This is a genomic window from Alistipes sp. (genome assembly GCF_048465575.1).
Taxonomy (GTDB): domain Bacteria; phylum Bacteroidota; class Bacteroidia; order Bacteroidales; family Rikenellaceae; genus Alistipes.
In genome coordinates this window covers 55,802-78,661 of record NZ_DBFWLG010000018.1, presented here as the reverse complement: position 1 = coordinate 78,661, position 22,860 = coordinate 55,802, and the positions used below count along the sequence as shown (strand labels likewise).

Genomic DNA, 22,860 nt, shown 5'->3' with positions numbered 1-22,860 from the left:
ACGGTTATGAAGAATTGGATCGTACTATGCGCCCTGCTGCTCGCGGCGGGTGCGCGGGCGCAGCAAACCGCTCAGCTGCCCTACGACGGCCGAAAGACCGGGTTCGTCTATTTCGAGGATCGGTTCAACTGGGTGAACGCCCGGTTCGGCGGCGAGGACCACATGAACGGCTCGTTCGGAAAGGTCGGTCCCCGCGTCGACGGGCTCCCGGAGTCGTTGAAGCCCCTGATGAAAGCATCGGGGTGGATCACCTCCAACCGCTACCTCTACGTCCGCCTGGGCTATTTCCAGGTGGGTCGCGGAGGCGATGCGGGGGACATCATCTCACCGAAATTCAACGATTTCGACAACTCCGCCTTTCCGATGCTTCCGCCCCGGTACGGCATCGCGCCGGGAACGAAAGCCGACGTGCGCGTCTCGTTCGACCTGGCGATCTTCCGCAGCGCCAACGGCCGACGCGACCGGAACCCCATCGTGGTGGAAATTCTCGGGGACGGCGTTTTCGACGATCTGGGAAATACCGAACTGGAGCTGACGGTCGAGAACTACAACAAGTGGAAGAATTTTGCAGTCGTCGTGCGCGGCGCCACCTCCCGGACGCGCATCCGCGTCAAGTCGGGCAATATCAACCGCGAGGCGGGACCCAGCCGCTTCTTCTTCGACCGGTTCAAAGTCGAAAAGGCCAAGTGACAATAACGAAACCGGCCCCGGTTCTGCCGGGGCCGGTTGCAAGCACAAAAAAATGATGTTCGAACGAATCATTGCATTCTTTAGTCGGAGCGCTCCCTCCGCCACCCCTTTCGGGGGCGGTCCCGAGGCGTGCCGGAAACTCTACCGCAAACTGCGGTTCCAGAGTTTTCTGGCCGGAACGCTCGGATATAGCCTCTACTATGTCTGCCGGACGAGTCTCAACGTGGTCAAGAAGCCGATTCTCGAAAGCGGGGCGCTCGACGCCACGCAACTGGGCATGATTGGTTCGGCCCTGTTGCTGGCCTATGCCGTCGGCAAGTTCGTCAACGGCTTTCTCTCCGATTACAGCAACATCCGGCGGTTCATGGCTGCCGGGCTGGCGCTCTCCACGGCCGCCAACCTGGCCGTCGGGCTCCTGGGGTTCGCAAACGGTGCGGGGCGGATCGGAACGGGCGCGCTGCTGGTCTGCTTCGTGGTGCTGTGGGGCGTGAACGGCTGGAGCCAGTCGATGGGGGCGCCTCCGGCCATCATCGCCCTCTCCCGATGGTACCCTCTTTCGAAGCGCGGAACCTACTACGGATTTTTCAGTGCCAGCCACAACGTCGGGGAGTTCCTTTCGTTCCTCTTCGTCGGGCTGGTCGTGGGGCTTGCCGGGTGGCAGTGGGGCTTCATCGGCTCCTCGGTCGCGGGTCTTGCAGGCGTGGTGGCGATCCTCTGTCTGATGCACGACACGCCCGAAAGCAAGGGGCTGCCTCCGATCGGCGAACTGACCGGCGAACTGACCGGCGAGCAGTCCGCACAGGGCGGTCCGACCGATGCGGAGGCGACCGCCCGGGTGCAGCGGGCCGTGGTGCGCAATCCGTGGGTCTGGGTGCTGGCGCTGGCCAGTGCGTTCATGTACGTGAGCCGCTATGCGGTCAACGGCTGGGGCGTGCTCTTTCTCCAGGAAGAGAAAGGGTTTTCGCTTGCGGCGGCCACGCAGATCATCTCGGTCAATGCGCTGTTGGGTATCGTCGGAACGGTCTTTTCGGGCTGGCTTTCGGACAAACTCTTCCACGGTCGCCGCGGAATGCTCGCTTTTCTGTTCGGGGTATGCAACACATTGGGCCTCGTGCTGTTTCTCTACGGAGGAAACGGCGTTGCGGTCCATGTCGCTGGCATGGTGATCTTCGGCGTGGCGATCGGCGTGCTGATCAGCTTCCTCGGGGGATTGATGGCCATCGACATCGTGCCGCGCGAGGCCTCCGGGGCGGCGCTGGGCATCGTCGGCATGGCCAGCTACGTGGGCGCCGGATTGCAGGACATTGTGAGCGGGCGTCTGATCGAAGCCGGTAAACTCGTTTCGGAGGGCGGCGTGAGCTACGATTTTCACGTCGCATCGCTCTTCTGGATCGCGTCCTCCGTGCTGTCGTTCCTTTTGGTGCTGCTGATCTGGCTCAGAACGGGCGGCGCGCAGCCTGCAACGGACTCCTGAGCAGTGTGCATGCGCTTCCTTAAAACGTGACCCCCGGCCACAACTGTGGCCGGGGGTCGCTCTTTGCATCGAACCCGAAAAAGAGAGGATAACCCGTGCCGGTTATCCTCTCGAAGACGTGCATCTCAAGGAGTTTTCGCTTATGGTAGGAAATGCAAGTCCTTTTTCAGGTTTTCACTATTCCCCTTCGTCCGGGGTGCGGGCGAAGCCGGAGATATAAGGGTATTGAACAGGAGCACTTACGTATCCGCCGCTCGAAGGCGGGAAAGTGTTGAAAACCGCGATAAGAAACGAATCGGTAATCACGTCGGATGCTGCACCCACGCCGTTGTCTTTCAGAACGAGAACTTGGTTAGTTTCATCCATGCTGTAAATCAGATCCGCTCCGGCACCGGCCAGCCAGGTGAAATTGCCTTCTCCAGCCAGATACCACGGACAGAGGAAATAGTGTGTTGAGGCATTGGCCGAGCCGAGGTATTGCATGACCCAGGTCAGTTTGGGCGCGCTGCCCGAATCGACGTAACCGAGTTCCATATCCAAGGCCAGACCGGACATGATATAACCAGTTCGATCTTCATTGGCAGTAAGGGTCACGGCGGCGGCTTTTTTGTTGTTATTATAGACCATCGTCCAGTTGCCGATGAAGAATTCGTAGCTGTAAATCTTCTGGCTTACGGGAATCGTGAAGAGTTCCGTTCCCTCGCCCGAGACGACTTTGACCGTTCCGCGGCGCAGGGCGCCCGAGGTGTTTTCCGTAAGTGTTACCGTAAATTTGTCCGCCTCCTTACTCAATGTAATCCAGTCGTAGGCGGTCTGAACATCCCAGGTTGCGGACGCCATGGCCAGGTATTCGGTCGGCGTGACCACGATGTCCGCTGCTTCCCGGTCGCGGGCGATCTGCTTGGTATCGACCAGGTCGACCATCTCCTGCGTGATGGGAATCTCCACCGGTTTCCAACCCTGCACGATCTTGATGACCGTGTTGCGGGCCCCCGTGTAGTTGAGGTCGGCCTCGAGCTTGATCCGCCCCTCCTCGACGCTTGCTTTCAGCCATTTGGCGTCCGACGGTACGGTAACCTCGGGCATGGTTGCCAGCGAGGTGTCGTAAGCGATGTAGGACGGGGTCTCTCCCGAGGGGCTGATCGCTACGGGGTCCGAGCTGATATCGAACATGGCTCCGCTCTGGAGGATGGTTACGACCCGGCTTACGCCCCCTGCCGTGACGGTGATGTTGGCCGCACGCTGAAGCGCGTCGGAATTGGCGACCAGCGAGTAGGTCACGCTTTCGGGGGTGGCTTTGGAGATGGTGAGCCAACCTTTGTCGGATACGGCCTGGACGGTGCTCGCCGAGGTGCGGAGGGTGATTTTTCCGTTACCGCCCGCAGCATCGAATCCGATCTCGGACTCCACGATCTCCAGTGCGGCGGCCGTCGGATCGTCGTCGTCGTTGCACCCCGCGAAAGCGAGGGTGCAGACGGCCATCAACAGATTGATGTATTTTTTCATAGCTAATCGTTTTTTTACTGTTTGGTCATGGTTTCGAGATAAGCAAACCGGTCTATGTTGCCGACTCGCGTCTCACCATCTGCCTTGTACTCGGAGAACGTTCCGTAAATGATGCTGTTCACCTGATAGGAACCCCAGACGCCGTTGTCCTGGAATGTCAAAACCAGATTGTCCGGATCGCCGTTGTGGATTATTTTAAAACCGATTCCAGTGTTCCATGTCAAGTATCCTTCGGCGGCATCCCAGGGGCACAGCCAGACGAAAAGATTGCCGCTCATGCCCAAGAACTGCGTAGTCAGCGAGAGCGAACCGTCGGACTTGGAGTAGGTCAGATTCAGGTCGTAATCCCCCAGACCGTGCAGCACGAGGCTCCGGTTCTTGTAGGTTACGCTTTGCGGAGTCCGGGCGAGCGTCACCGGCGTCGGCACTCCGTTGACCGACAGGGAGTAATTGCCGATGAAATGGTCGAAATGCATGAAATCGGAGTTGCGGAATGCCGCCAGCGTAACGTGGACCGTCTTTCCGGCGGCATCCACGGCGTCGGTCGAGACGAACGTTTCGTTCTCCCACTTGAAATTTTGTACCGTTATGCCCTCCATCGTCACCGGTTCGTAGAAGCTGATACCCTCCTCGGTGTAAGCGTAGGGGTAGTCGATGTATTCGCCCGACTGGTCGCCGTCGGGGTAGTAGGTCAACAGGTTGAAAACATCGTCGTCGTAGAGCACGATTCCCGTGTCGGTCCCCTCCACGCTGCAACGATAGCCCAGATAGAGCCCGTCGGCAACGGCGACCTCGACTGCGGCGGTCTTCCGTGCGCTGGCGACGATGTCCTTGTCGAGTGCCGTGAAGACGACTTTGTTGTCCGTCTTGATGCCCCGGAAGATCAGCCGGTTCTTGTCACCCGAGACATAGGCGAATTCGAACTCCCCTTCGAAGCGGTTGGTGTACCATTCATCCGGATCGGACCAGTAGTGGATGTACTTGTTGTAGGTGTCGAACGAAAGCACCACGCTCGATGAGGAGTTGATCGAATAGTGGCTGGTAACAGTTTCGGTGACCTCGTCCGAGAGCAGCAGCGCGATCTCGCCGGCCACGGTTACGTTACCCGAGGCGTCGAACTTGGCGGCATAGGTGCTGCCCCCGTAGCTCTGTTCCGGGGAAGGGAAATACTGGATCATCCAGCCGTGTTGGGCGGAGGTGAGCAGGTTTTTGCACTCATTCATCCGCTCCTCCAAGCGTTGCGAGGCCGGGTTGTCGAATACCTCCTCCACCTCGTTGACGCACGAGCTCAGGCCGAGCCCGCAAGCGATGAGCGATATAAGGATTATCTTTTTCATATTATTCTTCGGTGTTAAAGTCCGACCAATTCAAATTTTCGACCTCGGCGTACCGGCGGCCCAATACGTCTCTCAGTTCGTCCATGTCGATGTTCCAGGTCTCGGTCATGTATTTCTTAACGATAACCAGTTTGCGCTGGATGCGATCGGCCCCCGTCTCGCCGGCCTGGTCGAGCTTCGCTTGCCACTCGGCCGGGCTCCATGTGAGATAGAACGCAAACACTTCGACGAAATCCTCGCCCGGTGCGCTGCTGGCGTAGGGGCTGACGAAACCCTTGACCGCGGCGTCCTTTTCGGAAAGATTACTCCAGGCCGCCACGTAGTCGTTCTGCGAGATGGTGTTGAAATCGCGCGGGTAGTCTTTCTTTTGGTTGAGGATGTGGGCGAACTCGTGGTGGATGGTGTGCAGGTAGTAGTAGTTGACCATGTCCACGTCGGTCAGCACGACCTTGTAGCCCTTGCTCTCATCCGCGGGGTCGGTGTAGATGATGTCGAGGTAGTCATCGAGCCAGTTGCCCACGTAGAGCGTGATCTTCTGACCGCCCTCGGCCGTTCCCAGCTGGAACGTATTGTTCTTGTTGAAAGCCGCCGAACCGATGACCTGCATCATGCGGGGCGAATTCTCGCGCATGAAATGCACGTCGGTCACCTCCGTATAGGCATCGAGCCAGAGAAAACGGACCATCTTGGCCAGGATGCGGCTGTAAATCTCCTCGGCCGGAACCAGGTCGAAATCCATGTCCGTTTCGATGTCCTCGTAACGGTAGAGGAAGCGGATGTTGAAAGGTGCCCGGTAGTTGTCTTCGAGCCAGGTGTCGAACTCGGTCTCGACGTTGACCGAGCCGGTGATGACGCTCGTGCTGCTCAGCGAGTCCTCGTTGCAGGAGCCCAAGAGGAAGCCGACCGGGAGGAGCAGTGCATATAAAAGTATCTTTTTCATAGCTCAACTATTATTCTTTTTTCAAACTCGATTAGCGGGGATTGGCTTCCAGACCCGCTGCGATTACCGTGGCGGGCAGTTGAATGGCCAACCGCTTGTCGTAGGGTGCGACCTCGATGTTGGCGGCTCCGTCCACAAAGTGCGTATAGGCGATACCGAAGCGCTTGAGGTCTTGCAGGCGCGTACCCTCGTGGATCGTAACGATCCGCCGGGCGTGCAGGCAGGCGTGGATGAGGTTGGTCTGCGTCCCGGCCTCGACCGTGAATCGCGGAGCGATCTCCCGCTTGTAGAGCGGTCCCGCAGTTTCGTAGAATGAGGCGATCTGGGCGGCCGAGTGAGCAGTCGGGGCTCCGGCGCTCGCATAGAAAAGGTTGAGGTCGCGGGCCGCGAGGTCGTAATACTGCGGTCCGGCCATTGCATAGGCTTCGGCCCGATCGATAAGCGTTTTCTCGGTGCTGTATACTACCTGCACGCAATAGGGATGTCCGATTCCCTGCGCCACGTCGGTGTACATGAAATACTCCGACATTTTGGGGAACAGGAAACTGCGGCTGGCGTAACTGTACACGGTGTTGTAGGCCGGAAGCGTGCCAATGGGCGAGGCCGTCATCCAGGGGCCGAGGCTGCGCAGCGTCTCCGAAAGCATCGCCTGGGTGTGTATGTAGCGATACCCGATGGTGCGGTCGTTGATCGTGGAGAAACCCTGGTTGAAAATGTTGGCTGCCTCATCCGAAGCGTTGTAAGCGTTAGAGTACTCCTTCGAACTGGTCCCCGTGAAGAGGTCCCAATTACGGAACTGCGCCGACGGGTCTTCGCCCAGAACGGCCGTTGCATACTCGATCGCCTTGTCGTATTTGCCGTAATAGAGGTAGAACTGGGCGGCGAACGCCTGAGCAGCCTTTTTGGTAAAGTGGTACTTGGGCTGGGTGTATTTCGTATCGTCGATCAGCGGAATGCCGGCTTCGATGTCGGCTGCGATCTTTGCGTACACCTCTTCTACCGTGCCGCGTTCGTAATCCACGAAGACGGTCGTTTCGGGTTTGGTGACGTAGGGTATGCCCAGGTCGGTCTTGCTCGACTGGGGATTATAGGCCTGGCAGAAGGCGTTGCAGAGCGTGAAATGAGCGTAGGCTCTGCAAATGAGGGCTTCGCCTTTCTGCGGCTCCAACTCCTCCGTATCGCCCAGTTTCTCGATCGCTTCGAGTGCGTGGTTGGCCGAAGCGACGGCATTGTAGTTGTCGTTCCAGACCGCGGACGGTGTGTCGAACGCGGTACCGGTAACGTCCTGCATGAGATAGGACTGCTGGAACAAGTCATCGTATATGTCGATGTTCTTGCCGTAGTCGGTCACGTTGTCCGACATCATCTCCTGCATGGTCACCGGCAGCGACTCGGAATAGGCCGAGATGAGAATCTGCGAAATCTTCTCCGCATTGTCCAGTTCCGTGCGGTTGTCGGGCATCTCGTCCAGGTAGTCGTTGCACGAGAAGAGCAGCGCCGGACCCGCGAACAACAGAACGAGTTTGTTGGCTGTATAAAATATCTTTTTCATGTTCGTCTGGTTTTTAGAAGCCGAATTTCAGGGTGAAAGTGAACTGGCGCGCCAGCGGCGAGGAGACGCCGCCCGACTGGAAGAACTCAGGGTCCTGTCCGTTGAGCGACTCGTGTGCATAGATCAGGAACGGATTGGTCACCTGCACCTTGAGGGAGAGGTTTTCCAGCCTGGCCTTTTGGATCCAGCGCTTGGGGAAATCGTACGTCAGCGAAATCTCTTTCATGCGGATGAAATCGCCTTTGGCAATCCGGGCGCTCGAGTAGTTGTAGGCATTGTAACCGCGCTGCACGTAGTTCTTGTTGTACTCGGTGAGCTGACGCTGGCTGGCAATCACCGGAACGTCGGTCGTCTTTTCGTTGCCCGACACCATCCAGCGGTTCTTGAACTCGTTGGGCATGGCATAGAAATCGGAGTAGCGCGACTTGAAGATCGGATTGAGGCGCACGACGTTGCCGAAACCGTAAGTCATGAAAACGTTGAGTCGGAATCCTTTATAGGTAAATGTGTTGCCGAAACCGCCGGTGTAGACCGGGTCGGTCGGACCCTCGTATTTGAGCGATTTGAGCACCTCTTCGTTCGTGCTTTGGAAATCGATGGTGTTGTAGTTGGCCTTGGTGATGGTCTGGCCGCCGAGCTTGAAAGTCGGGAAACCCTCCGTGTCGAGCCCCGTGAAAGGAATCGAGAAGACCGAATAGGGGGCGTACCCTTCGAGGTTGTAACCCGTACCCTGGATCAGGTTGATGACGTTGGCGTCGGTGTGCAGGTTGGTGATCTCCTGCTTGCTCCAGGAGAAAGTAAAGTCCGTCGTCCAGCGGAAATCCTTGCGGACGATGTTGCGCGTCGAGAGCGTGAACTCCACGCCACGCGATTTCATGTCGGCGATATTGGCATATTTCCAGATTTCACCGCCCGCACCCTGCGTGTTGGTACGGCCCAGGAGGTCGAAATTGTTACGCCAGTAGAGGTCCAGTTCGAGGTTAATGCGGTTCTGCACGAAACCGGCCGAGAGCCCCACGTTGAACTCGTGCTTCTTCTCGTACGTCAGGGCCGAGTTGCCGAGCATATTGATTATGAGCCCCGTCTCCTTATCGCCTGCCGTCGGGCGGTTGGGGGTGTTGTAGCTCTGGATGATGGCGCTCGAATTGGTGATATAGTCCGGGCCTGCGTCGGCCGTAAGGCTGTACGAAGCCTTGAGGCTCAGGTGCGAAATGGCCTTTTCGATCGATTTCATGAAATTCTCCTCGTGCATGTTCCATGCACCGCCCACGTTCCAAGTCGGTAGCCAGCGGGCCGAACGGTCCTTACCCAGGCGGTTGGTACCCTCGTAGCGGATCGTGCCGTTGATCGAATACTTGCCCTTGTAGGAGTAGTTGGCCATGGCAAAGAACGCGGCCGAACGGCGGCGGGTATTCGAGAGCGTGAAATAGTCGTTGTTCTGTTCGGATGCTTTCTTGAAAGCCAGGTAGTTGTAGAACGCTTTTTCACCCTGGTTGTATTGCAGGCCCCAGCCGCGGAACCAGTCGTTGGTGCGCTCGACCGAGGTGATCTCCATACCGCCGTAGAGGTGCAGGATGTGCGTGTCGTTGAAAGCCTTGTTCCAGGTAATGGCGTTTCGGATGGTGTAGCTGGGCGACTTGTACTCGCGCTTTTCGTAGATACCGCCGTTCGGGAGGATCGATACCGGCAGCGTGTTCAGCTGGTCGGGGTCGGTGTAGAGATAGGGATTGTCGCCCCGGACCACTGCGTCGGACATTTCGCGGTAGGCGCGGGCCTGGTTCGAATCGTCCTTGATGTGGTGCTGCATCGAGGTGGAGGAGTAGCGGAACGAAGCCAGCGAGTTGAACTCCAGGCCCGGCACGATGGTCCAGTTCAGTTCGCCCTGGAAACGCAGGTCGGTGGCATCCATCTCGATGTAGTTGTTGTTGAGCTCCTCGAAAATATTGAAAGAGGTGTAGTTGCGCACGTAATCCTCGCTGGGGTCCATGGTCCGCGAGGTGTTCATGGCGAAACTGAACGGGTTGATGTCGAAATCGCGTTTGACCTCGCCGTTGACGGCATCGACATCCTGGCTCAGCGTACCCGGAGCCTCCTGCTTGCGGTAGCTTCCGTTTCCGAGGATGCTCAGGCTCAGGCAATCCAGAATCTTGAAAGTGGTGTTGGCATTGAACGTATAGCGGTTGACCTTGCTGCGTTCGTACCATCCCGGATCGGTCATGACGCTCAACGACATGTAAGAGGTCGAGCGCTTCGTACCGGTCGAGACGCTGACCGAGTGGTTCATCATCACCGAATTGCTGAAAAGCATATCGAACCAGTCGGTATTGCGGTATTCGGCCAGCCGCAGGTAGTCCATCTGGGCGCTCTCCGTATTGGGCAGACCGAACATGCCGTTGGTGCGGTCGTAGGAGTTCATCAGGCTGTACATTTTGCCGTAGACGCCGTACTCCTTGGCCCGGAGCGTCTCCGCAAAGTTGAAATATCCCTTGCGGCCCAACTCCTGATAGACACTCATCTGGTCCTGGGAATTCATGATGTTGTACTGGGTGTAGCTGGGCTTCATGCGGGTGGTGAACTCGCCCGTGTAGTTGAACCGGGTGGTACCGGGACGGCCTTTTTTGGTCGTCACCACGATCACGCCCGCCATGGCCTTGGCACCGTAGATCGAGGTGGCCGAGCCGTCCTTGAGGATGTTGATGCTCTCGATGTCGTCGGAGTTCAGTCCGGCAATGGCCGAGGAGATCATTGTCACGGCGTCGCCCGACGAGAGTTCGTCGGCACCCACCTCCGTCACGTCCTCGATAATCACGCCGTCAACAACCCAAAGGGGCCGCGAACTGCCGAGGATCGAGGTGGCGCCGCGGACCCGAATCTTCGGGGCGGTGCCGAACGTGGCCGATACGTTCTGTACCGATACGCCGGCCGAGCGCCCCTCGAGCGAACGGCTGACGTCGGCCATACCGCTCAGCAGCACGTCCTCGGCTACCAGCCGGTCCGAGGCGCCCGTAAAGAGCCGCTTGTCGATCTTGGTCATACCCGTAACCACGACTGTTTCGACGACTTGGGCGTCCGGTTCGAGCTTCACCGACACCTGCGGTGCGGCGGCTACCTCCTGGGTCTTGTAGCCCAGGAAAGAGATTTGTAAGTTTCCTTTCTCCCCGGCCGGTACGTTTCTCAGGACGAATTCTCCCTTGACGTCGGTTGAGGTACCGATTGTCGGAGTGTCCTTTACGATGATGGTAGCTCCCACGACCGGGGCACCGTTCTCATCGACCACACGTCCGCGGACTTGCCTCGATTGTGCCAGCGCACAACCCGCTATCGCAAGTAATCCGAGTAACGATAGAGTAAATTTTTTTACCATGACGCTGAGTTTAATTGGTTTTTTAACTAAAAAAACCAAGTGTCTCATGCGCTATTTCAGAGCAGTCGGAATTCTTTACATGGGATCTTATTAATATAGGTATTCCACCGATTACGCGTCACGGCTACCAAGTGGTAACCGTTTTTTCCGTCCAGTCGGGTGAATGTCAGTTTTTAACCGTTTTATAGCAAAATCGGTCGGTTACTTTTCTGTAACCGTGCTCGTTTCTTGGTTGTCGTTGCGAAATAGGTCCGGTATTGCAACCGGGCACCGGTCGTAAAACGCTTCCCGTGCGGAAAACGGCTAAAAAGTCAATTTCAAATTGTAACTATTCCGAAAAAAATAATTCAAGAATTTAAGCATAAATAAGGCTAATCTGAAAAAGTATTACATTAGTTAATATATTTAATAAATTGTTTGTAAATGAGTTAACATTCCCCTATTTTTGTATGTGGACATTTTTAGTTAAAAACCTGCCTTTCCGAAATGGGAAAATAAACCTTGGTACGGACGTGAAAAAGCCCGGTGTGTGCGCACACACCGGGCTTTTTCGGAGTAGAATACGGGGAAACTATTTGGCGAAGCCTTTTCCGATGGCCAGGAAATCTTCGGCCTTGAGGGCTGCGCCGCCGATCAGCCCGCCGTCGACATCCTCCTTGGCGAAAATTTCGGCCGCGTTCGAGGGTTTGCACGAGCCGCCGTAGAGGATGGCCGTCTCTTCGGCTGCGGCGCCGAACTTGGCGGCCAGCACGCGGCGGATGTAGGCGTGAATCTCCTGCGCCTGCTCGGCCGAGGCGGTCTTCCCGGTGCCGATGGCCCAAACGGGCTCGTAGGCGATCACCAGCTCGCGGAACTGCTCGGGCGTGAGGTTGTAGACGACCTCTTCGATCTGCGCTTTCACTACGTCGAAATGCTTGCCGGCCTCGCGCTCATCGAGGTTCTCTCCCACGCAGTAGATGGGGATCAGGCCGTTGGCATAGGCTTGGGCCATCTTCTTGTTGAGCGTAGCGGAGGTCTCGCCGTAGTACTGGCGGCGCTCCGAGTGGCCGAGAATAACGTATTTGCAACCCAGGGCCGCGATCATCGAGGCGGCCACCTCGCCCGTATAGGCGCCTTTGGCCTCCGTAGCGCAGTCCTGCGCACCGAGGGCGATGTCCGAACCTTTCAGCGCTTCGGTCACCAGCGAGAGGTGGGTAAACGGGGGGCAGACGATGAAGTTCACGCACGAGCAGACCTCGCCGCGGCCCGCGGCGACGCCTTGGGCCAGTTCGACCCCTTCGGCCGGAAGCGTGTTCATCTTCCAGTTACCGGCAACAATTTTTTGTCTCATAGTTGTAAATCTTTAAATGTTTGGTTTAAAATTCGTTCTCGCACCACCGCCTGACCTCCTCGAACGAGGGGGCTTTCAGGCCGAGCTTGTTCTTCTTGTTGAAACCGCAGAGGTCGTTGAAAAACTTGCCGGGCGCCAGCTTGCGCAGCGAGTCGACGGTGAGGTATCCCATTTTCTGAATCACGGGCACCCACTCTTCGGGCACACCGATCATAGTATAATATTCCACGGGGTCGGCCACCGCTTTCTTCTCGGGACGCATCTGGGGGAAGAACAGCACGTCCTGGATCGAGGGCTGACCGGTCATGAACATCGTAAGGCGGTCGATGCCTATGCCCATGCCCGAGCACGGGGGCATGCCGTATTCGAGTGCGCGCACAAAGTCCATGTCGATGAACATGGCTTCGTCGTCGCCTTTCTCCGAGAGGTGCAGTTGCTCCTGGAAACGCTCCAGCTGGTCGATCGGGTCGTTCAGTTCCGAGTAGGCGTTGCACAGCTCCTTGCCGTTGACGAAGAGCTCGAAGCGTTCCGTGAGCTCGGGGTTCGCGCGGTGGCGCTTGCAAAGGGGCGACATTTCGATGGGGTAGTCGCAGACGAACGTCGGCTGCACGAGCTCCTCCTCGCAGTACTGGCCGAAGATGGCGTCGATCAGTTTGCCTTTGCCCATCGTCTCGTCCACCTCGACCGAGAGGCGCTTGCAGGCTTCGCGCAACTGCTCTTCGGACTGCCCCGTGATGTCGTAACCGGTCTTCTCGCGGATGGCGTCGGTCATCGTCAGGCGGCGGAACGGGGCCTTGAACGAAATCTGCTTGCCGTCGATCGTAAGCTCCGTGGTGCCGTTCACGGCCAGGGCTACCCGCTCGAGCATCCGCTCGGTGAACTCCATCATCCAGAGGTAGTCCTTGTAGGCTACATAAATCTCCATGACGGTGAACTCGGGGTTGTGCGTGCGGTCCATGCCCTCGTTGCGGAAATTCTTGCCGAATTCGTAGACGCCATCGAAACCGCCGACGATCAGCTTCTTGAGGTAGAGCTCGCTGGCGATACGCAGGTATTGGTCGATGTCCAGCGCATTGTGGTGGGTGATGAAAGGGCGCGCCGCCGCACCGCCCGGAATAGGTTGGAGGATGGGGGTCTCGACCTCGACGTAACCGCGCTCGTTGAAGAATTCGCGCATGGTGGCGATGATCCGGGCGCGCTTGACGAAGACCTCGCGCACCTGGGGATTGACCGCCAGATCGACGTAGCGCTGGCGGTAGCGCACCTCCGGATCGGTGAAAGCGTCGAACGTCTGCCCGTCTTTCTCCTTGACAACGGGCAGCGGACGGACCGACTTGGAGAGAACCGTAAACCGCTTGCAGTGGACCGACAGTTCGCCGGTGTTGGTGCGGAATGCGAAACCCTCGACGCCCACGAAATCGCCGATGTCGAGCAGTTTCTTGAAGACTGTATTGTATAGAGTCGGGTCGCCCTCGGGACAGATATCGTCGCGGCGGATGTAGACCTGGATACGGCCCGTGTGGTCCTGCAATTCGAAGAACGAGGCGCTGCCCATGATGCGGCGCGTCATGATCCGGCCCGCGATGCGGACGTGCTGGTAGTTGCCCTTTTCGGGGTCGTAGTTGTCGGCGATTTCGCGGGCCGTTGCTGTCACCTCGTAGCGGGCGGCGGGGTAGGGGTCGATGCCGGCCTGGCGCAGCGCCGCGAGCGATTGCCGCCGGAGCTGTTCCTGTTCACTGAGTTCGATGGTCATATCGTGCTGTTTTGATGTTTTGCTTTGAACCCCGCAAAATTAGTGAAAAAAGGTCGAATTAGCAATTTATTCGCCGACGCACCGCGACGAAGAGTCGGTAGGCGCCATACCCGAGCGCCGCCCCGACGAGCGTCCCCCAGACGAGGTCCATCGGGAAATGCTTGGCCAGGTAGATGCGCGAGTAGCAGATCAGGAGGGTCGAGAGAATCATCAGCCACGTGAACCATCGGCGGCGGATCACCGTGCAGGAGAGGACGGCCAGCGCGACCACCGTGGAGGCGTGGGCCGAGACGGTGCCGTAGCGGCCGCTGACGGCTTCGGATGGCACGTGAACGTTCCACGGGCCGGGGGCGGCCAGGCGGCGGAGCGTGCGCAGCGAGTCGGGTGCGATGTCGAGCCCCTCGAGCGAGGGGGTGAACATGGGGCGCCAGCGCGGTTCGAAGCCGGGCAGCAGGTCGCCCAGGAGGCCGTTGTGCTTGAAGATGCCCGCAATCATGTCGGCCAGGCCGAGCGCGGCGAGCATCAGCACCAGAAACAGCAGTGTGCCGCGCCACCCCACCCTGCGCCACACTAACCAAAGAATCAGGGCGTAGAGCGGCAGCCACACGGCCGTGCCCGAGATGAGGAGCATCAGGCGGTCGGTGAAGGCTCCGCCGTCGAAATTGAGCGCCAGAAAGAGGTTGTGGTCGAAATCGTACATTTCCAAAAAACGACAGGTTAGGGGGTCAGGTAATTGAGTAACGCGGATGCCGGCTGCATATTTTGCCCGCGTGCGACAAGCCCCCGCCAAGGCGGGGGTTTGGGGGTGGGTCCAAATTGCAAACACGGCCAAAGGCCGTGAGTTCGGGACCGGGATATTTGCAAGACGTTCGACGATTCATCGTAAGGATCCGAAACTTCAAAACTGAAAGTAGATGAACGGCTGGATGTCGCTCGACTTGATCTGCATCACGCACCAGATCATCGCGGCGGCCATCACCACTTGCAGCACTACCGGTGCGTGGGTCACCGCGCGACGGGCCAGCGAATCGACCGAACCGGGCAGCATGTGCAGCGCATAGCCCGCGCCGATCAGGACGAAGACAGGGGCATAGCCGGCCAAGACCTGCGGGATCATCGCTGCGTTGAAATTGTAGACGATCTGGTGCAGCATCAGCGAGACCGTCTGCATCGTCTCGGCCCGGAACATGAGCCAACCGAGGCAGACCAGGTTGAACGTGAAGAAGATGCCCAGCGCGCGGCTCCACCAGTGCATCTCGGACCCCGTGGCCTTGGCGCCGGGGACGACGGCCATCCATACCTTGTGCAGCGCCAGCGCCGCGCCGTGCAGCGCACCCCAGAGGATGAACCGGATGGCTGCGCCGTGCCACAGTCCCCCGAGCAGCATCGTCACGAGCAGGTTCCCATAGGTTCTCAGGCGCCCTTTGCGGTTGCCGCCCAGCGAGATGTAGAGGTAGTCGCGCAGCCACGTGGAGAGCGAGATGTGCCATCTGCGCCAGAACTCGGTGATGGTGGCCGACTTGTAAGGTGCGTCGAAGTTCTTCGGGAAGCGGAAGCCCAGCAGCAGCGCGATGCCGATGGCCATGTCGGAGTAGCCCGAAAAGTCGCAGTAGATCTGGAGCGCGTAGCCGTAGATGCCCGCCAGGCACTCGAACCCGGAGTAGAGCAGCGGCTCGTCGAAGATGCGGTCGACGAAATTCAGGGAGATGTAGTCCGAAATAATGGCTTTCTTGAACAGTCCCGTGAGGATGAGGAAGACGCCCGCGCCGAACATTTCGCGCGTGATGATGACGGGGTTCTGCCGGATTTGCGGAATGAAATCGCGCGCCCGGACGATGGGGCCGGCGACCAGCTGCGGGAAGAACGAGAGGTAGAAGAGGTAGTCGGTCCAGTTGTTCAGCGGCCGTAACTGCCGCCGGTAGATGTCGATCGTGTAGCTCATCGACTGGAAGACGAAGAACGAAATGCCCACCGGCAGAAAGATGTTCTGAAACTGGAGGAAGCCCTGGCCGAAGAGCTGGTGGGAGATGTCGATCAGGAAATTCGTGTACTTGAAATAGCCGAGCATCCCCAGGTTCACGGCCACGCTCAGCACCACCAGCCACCGCCTTGTGCGCTGCATCCGGGCGGCGTGGATGCCCTTGGCAATCCAGTAGTCGCTCGTGGCGGCGAAGAGCAGCAGCAGGAAATAGATGCCGCTCGATTTGTAGTAAAAGTAGAGCGAGAAGAGGATGACATAGACGATGCGGGCCGCCGGGGCGCGGCGGAATGCGCTGTAAACCAGAAGAAACCCCGCGAAAAGGAACAGAAAGAGCCCGCTGCTGAAGATCAGCGGCGATGAGGCGTCGTAGGTCATCAGGGCCTGCAACCGCGCTCCGAGGCCCTCCGTCGCGGAAAGGATCATTGCCGTAGGGTATTGACGGGGTTCGAGAGGGCCTGATGCAATAGCTGCCGGTCGATCTTACGCTGTTGCACGGTGTCGATCAACGGCTGCGACTCCTCCCCGCGCCGCAGTTCGAGTTCCCGGGCGGCATAGGCCTCGGCGGCGCCGGCATTGATCGCGTCGACGAGCGACCACGCCACGCGGCGGCCTCCGGCGTAGTTGATGTGCGTAAAGTCCTTGCCGGCCCAGCCGTTGGCCACGAATCGCTCCATGCCGCCCAGCGAGCGCATGGCTTCGGCCGTGGGCCAGAACGCCGCACCCGTGTGGCGGGCCGCTTCGCGTTGGCAGGAGAGCATCGAGGGGATGGCGTCCATCGTGACGAACCCGGCGTCGGTCTTGACCGAACGGTCGCTCACGCCCAGCACCAGCACCGCCGCACCGGGAAAGCATTCGCGGACGAACGTTACCATCTTTTCGATCTGGCGTCCGTAACCCGAGTAGCCGTGCACGCCCGACTGCATGATGTTGAGCCCGTATTGCAGGATGATGAGGTCGTAACGGAGCATGGCGTGAATCTGGGCGTTGACCGAGGGGTTGGTCCAGAACATGGCCTGCCCGTTGTTGCTGCGCACCGAGTAGTTGTCCACGACGACGCCTCCGGATTCGAAGACCGCGCCGTAGCCGATGAACCCCTCCGTACCGGAGAGAACCCGGAATTCGAGCGCGTGCAGGCGAGGCGATTCGACGGCGATCTGCCGCACGGAAGCATCCCCCGAGACGTCGAACGTACGTCGGAGCGTGTCGTTGAGGATCAGTTCGAGGCGGCTGTCGTGGGGCGAGAGGAAGAAAATGCGTGCCGCCGTGCAGGAGTCGAGCTGGTCGCGGTAGTCGGTCATCTCCCAGCGGGTCGAGGCGCCTGCAGCGGGCTGGCAGACCCAGCCCGAGACGTAGAAATGGTCGCGCAGGTGGGCCGGGGCGGCCCGGCGCTGCATGATGTTGTAGGCGGTCCACCCTTTCGACTGGGTACGGACCGTGCGACGGAATGCCGTGAGCGGCGAGGCCATCGGCGCGAAGCCCGGACCGCCGCCCCCGTAGACCGTCTGGAGCCGTTCGCGCAGGTCGGCCGTAAGAATGTCGCCCTCGATGAACGAGTCGCCCAGCACGGCGATCCGGACGGGACGGACGGCCAGGAGCAGCGTGTCGCAGAAAGCGCGCATGCCCGCGAGGCCCGTGGTGTCGTAATCCTCGATCGGAACGAGCGTCGGGTGCAGCCGCACGGTATCGGGCGCGACGGGGCCCGCGACGGGTTCATCCCCCGCTATCTCCCACGCGAAAAGACGCTGCACCTCACGCTGCACCGTATCGGCTTCGATGCGCTCGGCGACCTCGTTCATGTCGATGCGGAACTCCTCCTCGTCGTAGAGGGCGGGCTCCGCGGCAGGAGTCGTGCGGTCGTCGAAATCCACCAGGTCGGAGAGGATGTTGGCACGGCGCAACTCGATCCCGCCGACCGTGTGCGGCGGAATGAAACTCATGGCGACGAGAAGAACGAGGAGCGCCGCAGCGGCCATCCAGCTTGTGTGGGTGTAGTCTTTCGGGGGCTTGTTCATGGCGTCAGTTGCGCCGACCGAGGATCAGCAGGACGTAGTAGAGCACCGAGGCGATGGCACTCAGGGCGGCGACCAGGTAGGTGCGTGCGGCCCACGAAAGCGCCTCCTTGGCCTGCGCCAGCTGGGCGCCCTGCATCGTGTGGCTCACCTTGAGCCACTCCAGGGCGCGCGCCGAGGCGTTGTACTCCACCGGAAGCGTGATGAGCGAAAAGAGGGCCGAGAGGGAGATCAGGCCCACGCCGATCCAGCAGACGATGGCGTTCTGCGTCGAGGCCAGAATCACCAGTCCGAGGATGATGACCCACGTGGCGGCCGACGAGGCGAACTGCACGACGGGCACCAGCTGCGAACGCATCACCAGCGGAGCATAGGCCCGGGCGTGCTGTACGGCGTGGCCGCACTCGTGGGCGGCGACGGCCGCCGCCGCCACGCTCGACGACGAGTAGACGGCGTCGCTGAGGTTGACGGTCATGGTCTTGGGGTTGAAATGGTCCGTGAGGTGGCCGGCGACGTGGGTCACCTTGACGTTGCGGATGTTGTTGTCGCGCAGCATCTTCTCGGCCACCTCGGCGCCCGTGAGGCCGCCGGGGAAAGGCACTTTCGAGTATTTCTTGAAGACCGACTGAAGCCGGGCCTGCACCAGGTAACCGGCCAGACCGATGAGGATGATCAGGAAAAACATGCCGATCGTTGCGCCGTCGAAGCGCGCCGCGTGCGGCTCTGCGTAGTATCCTGCCTGAAGCAGGGCGAAAAGGGTGTGTGTCATAATCGCAAATTTACTGTTTTCTAAATGTATAGTAGGCGCCGGCCTGCTGTGCGGGCATCAGCACCATGTCATTCACGTTCATGTGGGCCGGTAATTGTGCTACCCACGCTATTGCCTCTGCAATATCCTCGCCGCGCAGGGGCTCCACGCCGTCGTAAACCCGCTCGGCACGCTCCCGGTCGCCGTGAAAGCGGACCTCCGAGAATTCGGTTTCGACCATGCCGGGTCGTATCTCGGTGACTTTCACCCCGCTGGCCAGCAGGTCGGCCCGCATGGCCTGGGAGATGGCGTGCACGGCGTGTTTCGAGGCGCAGTAGACGGCGCCGTTCTCGTAGGGCTCCGTGCCGGCGATCGAGCCGATGTTGACGACCAGTCCGCCGCCCGCGGCCGCCATTTTGGGTGTTATGACGCGCGTGACGTAGAGCAGGCCCTTGACGTTGGTGTCGATCATGGCGTCCCAGTCGCGCGTGTCGCCCCGGTCGATGTGCTCCAGTCCGGCAGCCAGCCCGGCGTTGTTGACCAGCAGGTCCACCCTTTCGAGCGGCTCCAGGTGGCGGCGCACCTCCTCTTCGGAGCGCACGTCGAATGCCAGTGGGGTGCAGCGCCCGCCGGTGGATTCGATCTGCTGCCGCAGTTCGGCGAGTCGCTCGGCGCGGCGGCCCGTGGCGACGATGTCGTATCCCAGTGCGGAGAGGCGCAACGCCGTGGCGCGCCCGATGCCCGAGGTGGCTCCCGTGACGAGTGCCTGTTTTTTCATAAAAATCGGGTTTATATTGGGCAAAAATACGAAAATTGTATTACTTTGCACAAATTTTCAGCAAAATCCGTAAGCGTGAATCTGGAGTTCTTCATCGCCCGCCGAACGGCGCAGCCCGCACCCGGGAACAAACCCGGGGTGATGGAGCGCATCGCCGTGGTTTCGGTGGCGCTCAGCATCGGGGTGATGATTCTGGCGCTGGCGGTAATGATGGGTTTTAAACGCGAGGTGACGCGCAAGATGACCGCTTTCGCGGCCCATGCAGTGGTGACGGACGTGCGGGGCGTGAATACGCTGGACAGCGAACCCGTCCGGCGGAGCGAGCATCTGGAGGGGCTGATCCGTTCTTCGGACGGCTTCGTCTCGCTGGCACCCTATGCCGTCAAGGGCGGCATCGTCCGTACGGCCGACGCCGTGGAGGGGATCGTGCTCAAGGGGGTCGATACGGCTTACGACTGGTCGTTTTTCCGGGAGTGGCTCGTGGAGGGCGAGCTGCCGCGGGTCGGGGATACGATCCGCACCAAGGACATCCTGCTGTCGCGCAACCTCGCCGAGCGGCTGATGCTTCGGCCGGGCGACCGGGTGGAGATGCTCTTCGTCGAGCGGGACGACCTCCCGCGCCGCGACCGGTTCAAGGTCGCGGGCATCTACTCCTCGGGCATGGACGAGATGGACAACCGGATGGTGATGACCGATCTGCGCAATGTGCAGCGGCTAAGCGACTGGACGCCGGACGAGATTTCGGGCTACGAAATTTTCACGCGCGACCTCTCCGAGGCCGATGCGTTCGCCCGCACGCTGGGCCGGACGCTGCTCTACGACGACTCGGACGAGACGGCCAACCTCGCCGTGAGCAGCATCGCGCAGCTCTATCCCAATGTTTTCGACTGGCTCAAGGCCCACGATGTCAATGCCGCCGTAGTGATCGTCATCATGCTCGTGGTGGCGTTCTTCAACATGGCCTCGGCGCTGTTGATTCTGGTGCTCGAACGGGTGCGGATGATCGGGCTCTTGAAAGCGCTCGGCATGCGCAACGGCGCGCTGCGGCGCATTTTCCTCTACCGCGCGGCGTTCATCGCCCTCGGGGGGCTCGTGTGGGGCAATGCCGTCGGGGTAGGGCTGTGCCTCATTCAAAAATATTTCCATGTGGTCAGGCTTAGCTCCGAGGGGTACCTGCTCTCGGAGGTCCCCGTCGCGCTGGGCGCCGGGTGGTGGCTGTTGCTCAATGCGGGCGTGCTGGCGGCGATCGTCGCCCTGATGATCCTGCCCGCCTGTATCGTATCGACCGTAAAACCCGACGAAGCCATCCGTTACCAATGACAGTGAAACCCTATAACACCGGAAAATCCAAAAAGGAGGAGGTGCGCGCCATGTTCGACGGGATCGCTCCGCGCTACGACCTGCTCAATCATACGCTGTCGGCGAGTATCGACCGCCTCTGGCGCCGCCGCGTGGTGCGCATCGTCGGCCGCTGCCGGCCCGGCCGCATCCTCGACGTGGCCACGGGAACGGGCGATCTGGCCATCGAACTGGCGCGCCGCATCCCGGAAGCCGAGGTGCTGGCCGTGGACCTTTCGGTGGGGATGCTCGCCGTGGCGCGCCGCAAGGTGGCCCAGCGCGGGCTGAGCGGTCGGATCGACCTCGAGCAGGGCGATGCCGAGCACCTCTTTCTTGCGGATGCCTCCGTGGACGCGGCGACCGTGGCATTCGGGGTACGCAATTTCGGGGACCTCGACCGGGGCCTGGCGGAGTTGGCCCGCACAATAAAACCCGGGGGCAAGGTCGTTATACTGGAGTTCTCGCGGCCCCGCAACCGGGTGCTGCGGGCGTTGTACGAATTCTACACCTTTCGGGTGCTGCCCCGCATCGGCGGACTCCTCTCGCGCGACAGACGGGCCTACGAATACCTGCCGGCGTCGGTAGAGGAATTTCCGGCCCCGGAAGAGTTTCTGCGGATCATGGCGCGTGCGGGATTTGCGAACTGCCGCGCCCGGAGCCTGAGCTGCGGGATTGCACAAATATATATCGGTGAACGATGAAAAAACTGCTTTACATAGCGATTCTCTCCGCGGTGGCGCTCTCGATGGGCTCCTGCCGCCGCGCCGTCGAAAAGGCTCGGCGCAACATCCGCATCGAAGCGGTCGAAAAGATCGAGCGCCAGGGGTTGACGGGCGCCGAGATCGTCGTGCGGGTGAAGAACGACACGGGGTACAAACTGGTTCTCGACCAGGCGACGCTCGACATCTTCTACGGCCGAAGCCGCGTGGGCGACGTTGCGCTGCGCGGGGCGGTCGAGGTGGGGCGCCGGACGACGGGCAGCGTTTCGACCCGCTGGCGCCTGCGGATTTCCGACCCGCTGGCGCTCTATGCGCTCTCGAAAAAGATCGGGGAGCGCGACTTTTCGCAGGTGTTCGTCTCTTTCAAGATCGAGGGGCGCGGAGGGCCTGCACCCATAAAAATTTCGCAGGAAAAGGTGCCTTTGTCGGAATTTTTGAATATCTTTGGAGTGACGATCGAAGATCTTAAAAACTTGCTGTAAACGTGATGCGCTCGATTTCGATACTTGTATTGATCCTCCTGACCGCCGCCTGCGTCTATTCGTTGCGGGCGCAGTCGCTCGAAGCATTCAAGGAGCGGCTCCTTTCGCCGGTCGCCTCGCCCGTATCATTGGGTGCGGCCCGGGTCCGGGTAGTGGAGCACGGCGATGCGGCCCGCGCCGTGGAGGAGGCCGCACGCAGTTCCGCGCGGCTGCGTTTCCGCGGCTACCGCGTCTGCATCTTCTTCGACAACGGACAGGATGCGCGTGCGAGCGCCCTGGCGGCCAAGACCCTTTTCGAGGAGCAATTCCCGGACATTCGCGTCTATTGGGTCTACGAGAATCCCTATTTCCGCGTCACGGTCGGCAACTGCCTCACGGCCGAGGAGGCCATCATCCTCAAAGGCCGGGTTTCGGCCGTTTTTCCCAAGGCCTTTCCCAAGAGCGAGGAGCTCTCGGTTTCCGACCTTTTGAACTGAAAAGTTCCCGTTTTGAAAATTTTTCACTTTTTTCTTGCATAATCCGGACGTTTACCTAACTTTGCGGCGTATTAAATGATCTAATTCTTAAACGTTTAAAGCTATGAAAAAGATTTTTTCTTTCGTAATCGTCATGGCTGCCGTCGCAATGGTAAGCTGTGGCGGCAACACGAACAAGAAAGCCGCCGAGGCTGCGGCTACCCGTACCGAAACGACGAATTGCAGCCAGTGCGCCGAGAAATGCGATTCGACCAAGGCGTACTGCGGCGAGAGCGGCTGCGGTGAGGCCGACACCACCAAGACCTGCTGCGGCGAAGCCAAATAGTTCCGGCCGGTTGGTGAGAGTGAAGGAGATTCTTTTCGAGAATCCCCTTTTTTTGTGC

The 22,860-nt window shown here is 59.7% G+C and carries 19 protein-coding genes; 7 read left to right on the top strand and 12 right to left on the bottom strand.

Annotated elements, in window-relative coordinates:
• The first annotated feature begins 6 nt into the window (after window positions 1–6).
• Window positions 7–690 (top strand): hypothetical protein, encoded by a 684-nt coding sequence (locus tag ACMQ11_RS05725; protein WP_418991806.1) that lies wholly within the window; start codon window positions 7–9, stop codon window positions 688–690.
• 55 nt (window positions 691–745) lie between these two features.
• Window positions 746–2,164: an MFS transporter gene (locus tag ACMQ11_RS05720; protein WP_418991805.1), complete on the top strand. Its 1,419-nt coding sequence runs from the start codon at window positions 746–748 to the stop codon at window positions 2,162–2,164.
• A gap of 177 nt (window positions 2,165–2,341) precedes the next feature.
• Here ACMQ11_RS05720 and ACMQ11_RS05715 read toward each other — a convergent pair whose 3' ends face one another.
• From ACMQ11_RS05715 to ACMQ11_RS05660, 12 genes are all read right to left on the bottom strand, one after another.
• Complete coding sequence (locus ACMQ11_RS05715; RefSeq protein ID WP_418991804.1) at window positions 2,342–3,670, bottom strand: BACON domain-containing protein; 1,329 nt, start codon at window positions 3,668–3,670, stop codon at window positions 2,342–2,344.
• 14 nt (window positions 3,671–3,684) lie between these two features.
• Window positions 3,685–5,007, bottom strand: a complete 1,323-nt coding sequence (locus ACMQ11_RS05710) for a DUF4302 domain-containing protein (protein ID WP_418991803.1) — start codon at window positions 5,005–5,007, stop codon at window positions 3,685–3,687.
• Between the two features lies 1 nt (window position 5,008).
• Window positions 5,009–5,947 (bottom strand): zinc-binding metallopeptidase, encoded by a 939-nt coding sequence (locus ACMQ11_RS05705; RefSeq protein WP_418991802.1) that lies wholly within the window; start codon window positions 5,945–5,947, stop codon window positions 5,009–5,011.
• A 31-nt stretch (window positions 5,948–5,978) separates the two neighbouring features.
• Window positions 5,979–7,499 carry a RagB/SusD family nutrient uptake outer membrane protein gene (locus ACMQ11_RS05700; RefSeq protein WP_418991801.1) on the bottom strand — a complete coding sequence of 507 codons (1,521 nt, stop codon included), beginning with the start codon at window positions 7,497–7,499 and terminating at the stop codon, window positions 5,979–5,981.
• Between the two features lie 13 nt (window positions 7,500–7,512).
• A complete protein-coding gene (locus ACMQ11_RS05695; RefSeq protein ID WP_418991800.1) occupies window positions 7,513–10,863 on the bottom strand; it encodes a SusC/RagA family TonB-linked outer membrane protein in 3,351 nt (1,116 codons plus the stop codon).
• A 571-nt stretch (window positions 10,864–11,434) separates the two neighbouring features.
• On the bottom strand, window positions 11,435–12,193 hold the full coding sequence (tpiA, locus tag ACMQ11_RS05690; protein WP_418991799.1) for a triose-phosphate isomerase: 759 nt from the start codon (window positions 12,191–12,193) through the stop codon (window positions 11,435–11,437).
• Window positions 12,194–12,218: 25 nt separating this feature from the next.
• Window positions 12,219–13,946: a lysine--tRNA ligase gene (gene lysS, locus ACMQ11_RS05685; protein WP_418991798.1), complete on the bottom strand. Its 1,728-nt coding sequence runs from the start codon at window positions 13,944–13,946 to the stop codon at window positions 12,219–12,221.
• A gap of 58 nt (window positions 13,947–14,004) precedes the next feature.
• Entirely contained in the window at window positions 14,005–14,646 is a 642-nt protein-coding gene (locus ACMQ11_RS05680) for a phosphatase PAP2 family protein (RefSeq protein WP_418991828.1), read from the bottom strand.
• Between the two features lie 198 nt (window positions 14,647–14,844).
• On the bottom strand, window positions 14,845–16,350 hold the full coding sequence (locus ACMQ11_RS05675; protein ID WP_418991797.1) for an MBOAT family O-acyltransferase: 1,506 nt from the start codon (window positions 16,348–16,350) through the stop codon (window positions 14,845–14,847).
• Window positions 16,347–17,939: a hypothetical protein gene (locus ACMQ11_RS05670; RefSeq protein ID WP_418991796.1), complete on the bottom strand. Its 1,593-nt coding sequence runs from the start codon at window positions 17,937–17,939 to the stop codon at window positions 16,347–16,349. Before ACMQ11_RS05670 ends, ACMQ11_RS05675 begins: the two co-directional genes overlap by 4 nt.
• 4 nt (window positions 17,940–17,943) lie before the next feature.
• A complete protein-coding gene (locus ACMQ11_RS05665) occupies window positions 17,944–18,705 on the bottom strand; it encodes a zinc metallopeptidase (RefSeq protein ID WP_418991795.1) in 762 nt (253 codons plus the stop codon).
• A gap of 10 nt (window positions 18,706–18,715) precedes the next feature.
• Window positions 18,716–19,462 (bottom strand): SDR family NAD(P)-dependent oxidoreductase, encoded by a 747-nt coding sequence (locus ACMQ11_RS05660; RefSeq protein ID WP_418991794.1) that lies wholly within the window; start codon window positions 19,460–19,462, stop codon window positions 18,716–18,718.
• Between the two features lie 75 nt (window positions 19,463–19,537).
• Between ACMQ11_RS05660 and ACMQ11_RS05655 the strand changes: the two genes are divergently transcribed.
• The 5 genes from ACMQ11_RS05655 to ACMQ11_RS05635 all read left to right on the top strand — a co-directional run bounded on the left by ACMQ11_RS05655 (window position 19,538) and on the right by ACMQ11_RS05635 (window position 22,802).
• Window positions 19,538–20,782 carry an ABC transporter permease gene (locus ACMQ11_RS05655; protein ID WP_418991793.1) on the top strand — a complete coding sequence of 415 codons (1,245 nt, stop codon included), beginning with the start codon at window positions 19,538–19,540 and terminating at the stop codon, window positions 20,780–20,782.
• A gap of 2 nt (window positions 20,783–20,784) precedes the next feature.
• The gene (ubiE, locus tag ACMQ11_RS05650; RefSeq protein ID WP_418991827.1) at window positions 20,785–21,501 is read left to right on the top strand and encodes a bifunctional demethylmenaquinone methyltransferase/2-methoxy-6-polyprenyl-1,4-benzoquinol methylase UbiE; all 717 of its coding nucleotides are present in this window, start codon (window positions 20,785–20,787) and stop codon (window positions 21,499–21,501) included.
• Window positions 21,498–22,001, top strand: a complete 504-nt coding sequence (locus ACMQ11_RS05645; protein ID WP_418991792.1) for a hypothetical protein — start codon at window positions 21,498–21,500, stop codon at window positions 21,999–22,001. The genes ubiE and ACMQ11_RS05645 overlap by 4 nt, the downstream gene beginning before the upstream one ends.
• 5 nt (window positions 22,002–22,006) lie before the next feature.
• Window positions 22,007–22,477 carry a hypothetical protein gene (locus ACMQ11_RS05640; protein WP_418991826.1) on the top strand — a complete coding sequence of 157 codons (471 nt, stop codon included), beginning with the start codon at window positions 22,007–22,009 and terminating at the stop codon, window positions 22,475–22,477.
• 103 nt (window positions 22,478–22,580) lie between these two features.
• Window positions 22,581–22,802, top strand: coding sequence for a hypothetical protein (locus tag ACMQ11_RS05635; RefSeq protein ID WP_418991791.1), 222 nt, complete (start codon window positions 22,581–22,583; stop codon window positions 22,800–22,802).
• The last annotated feature ends 58 nt before the right edge of the window (window positions 22,803–22,860 follow it).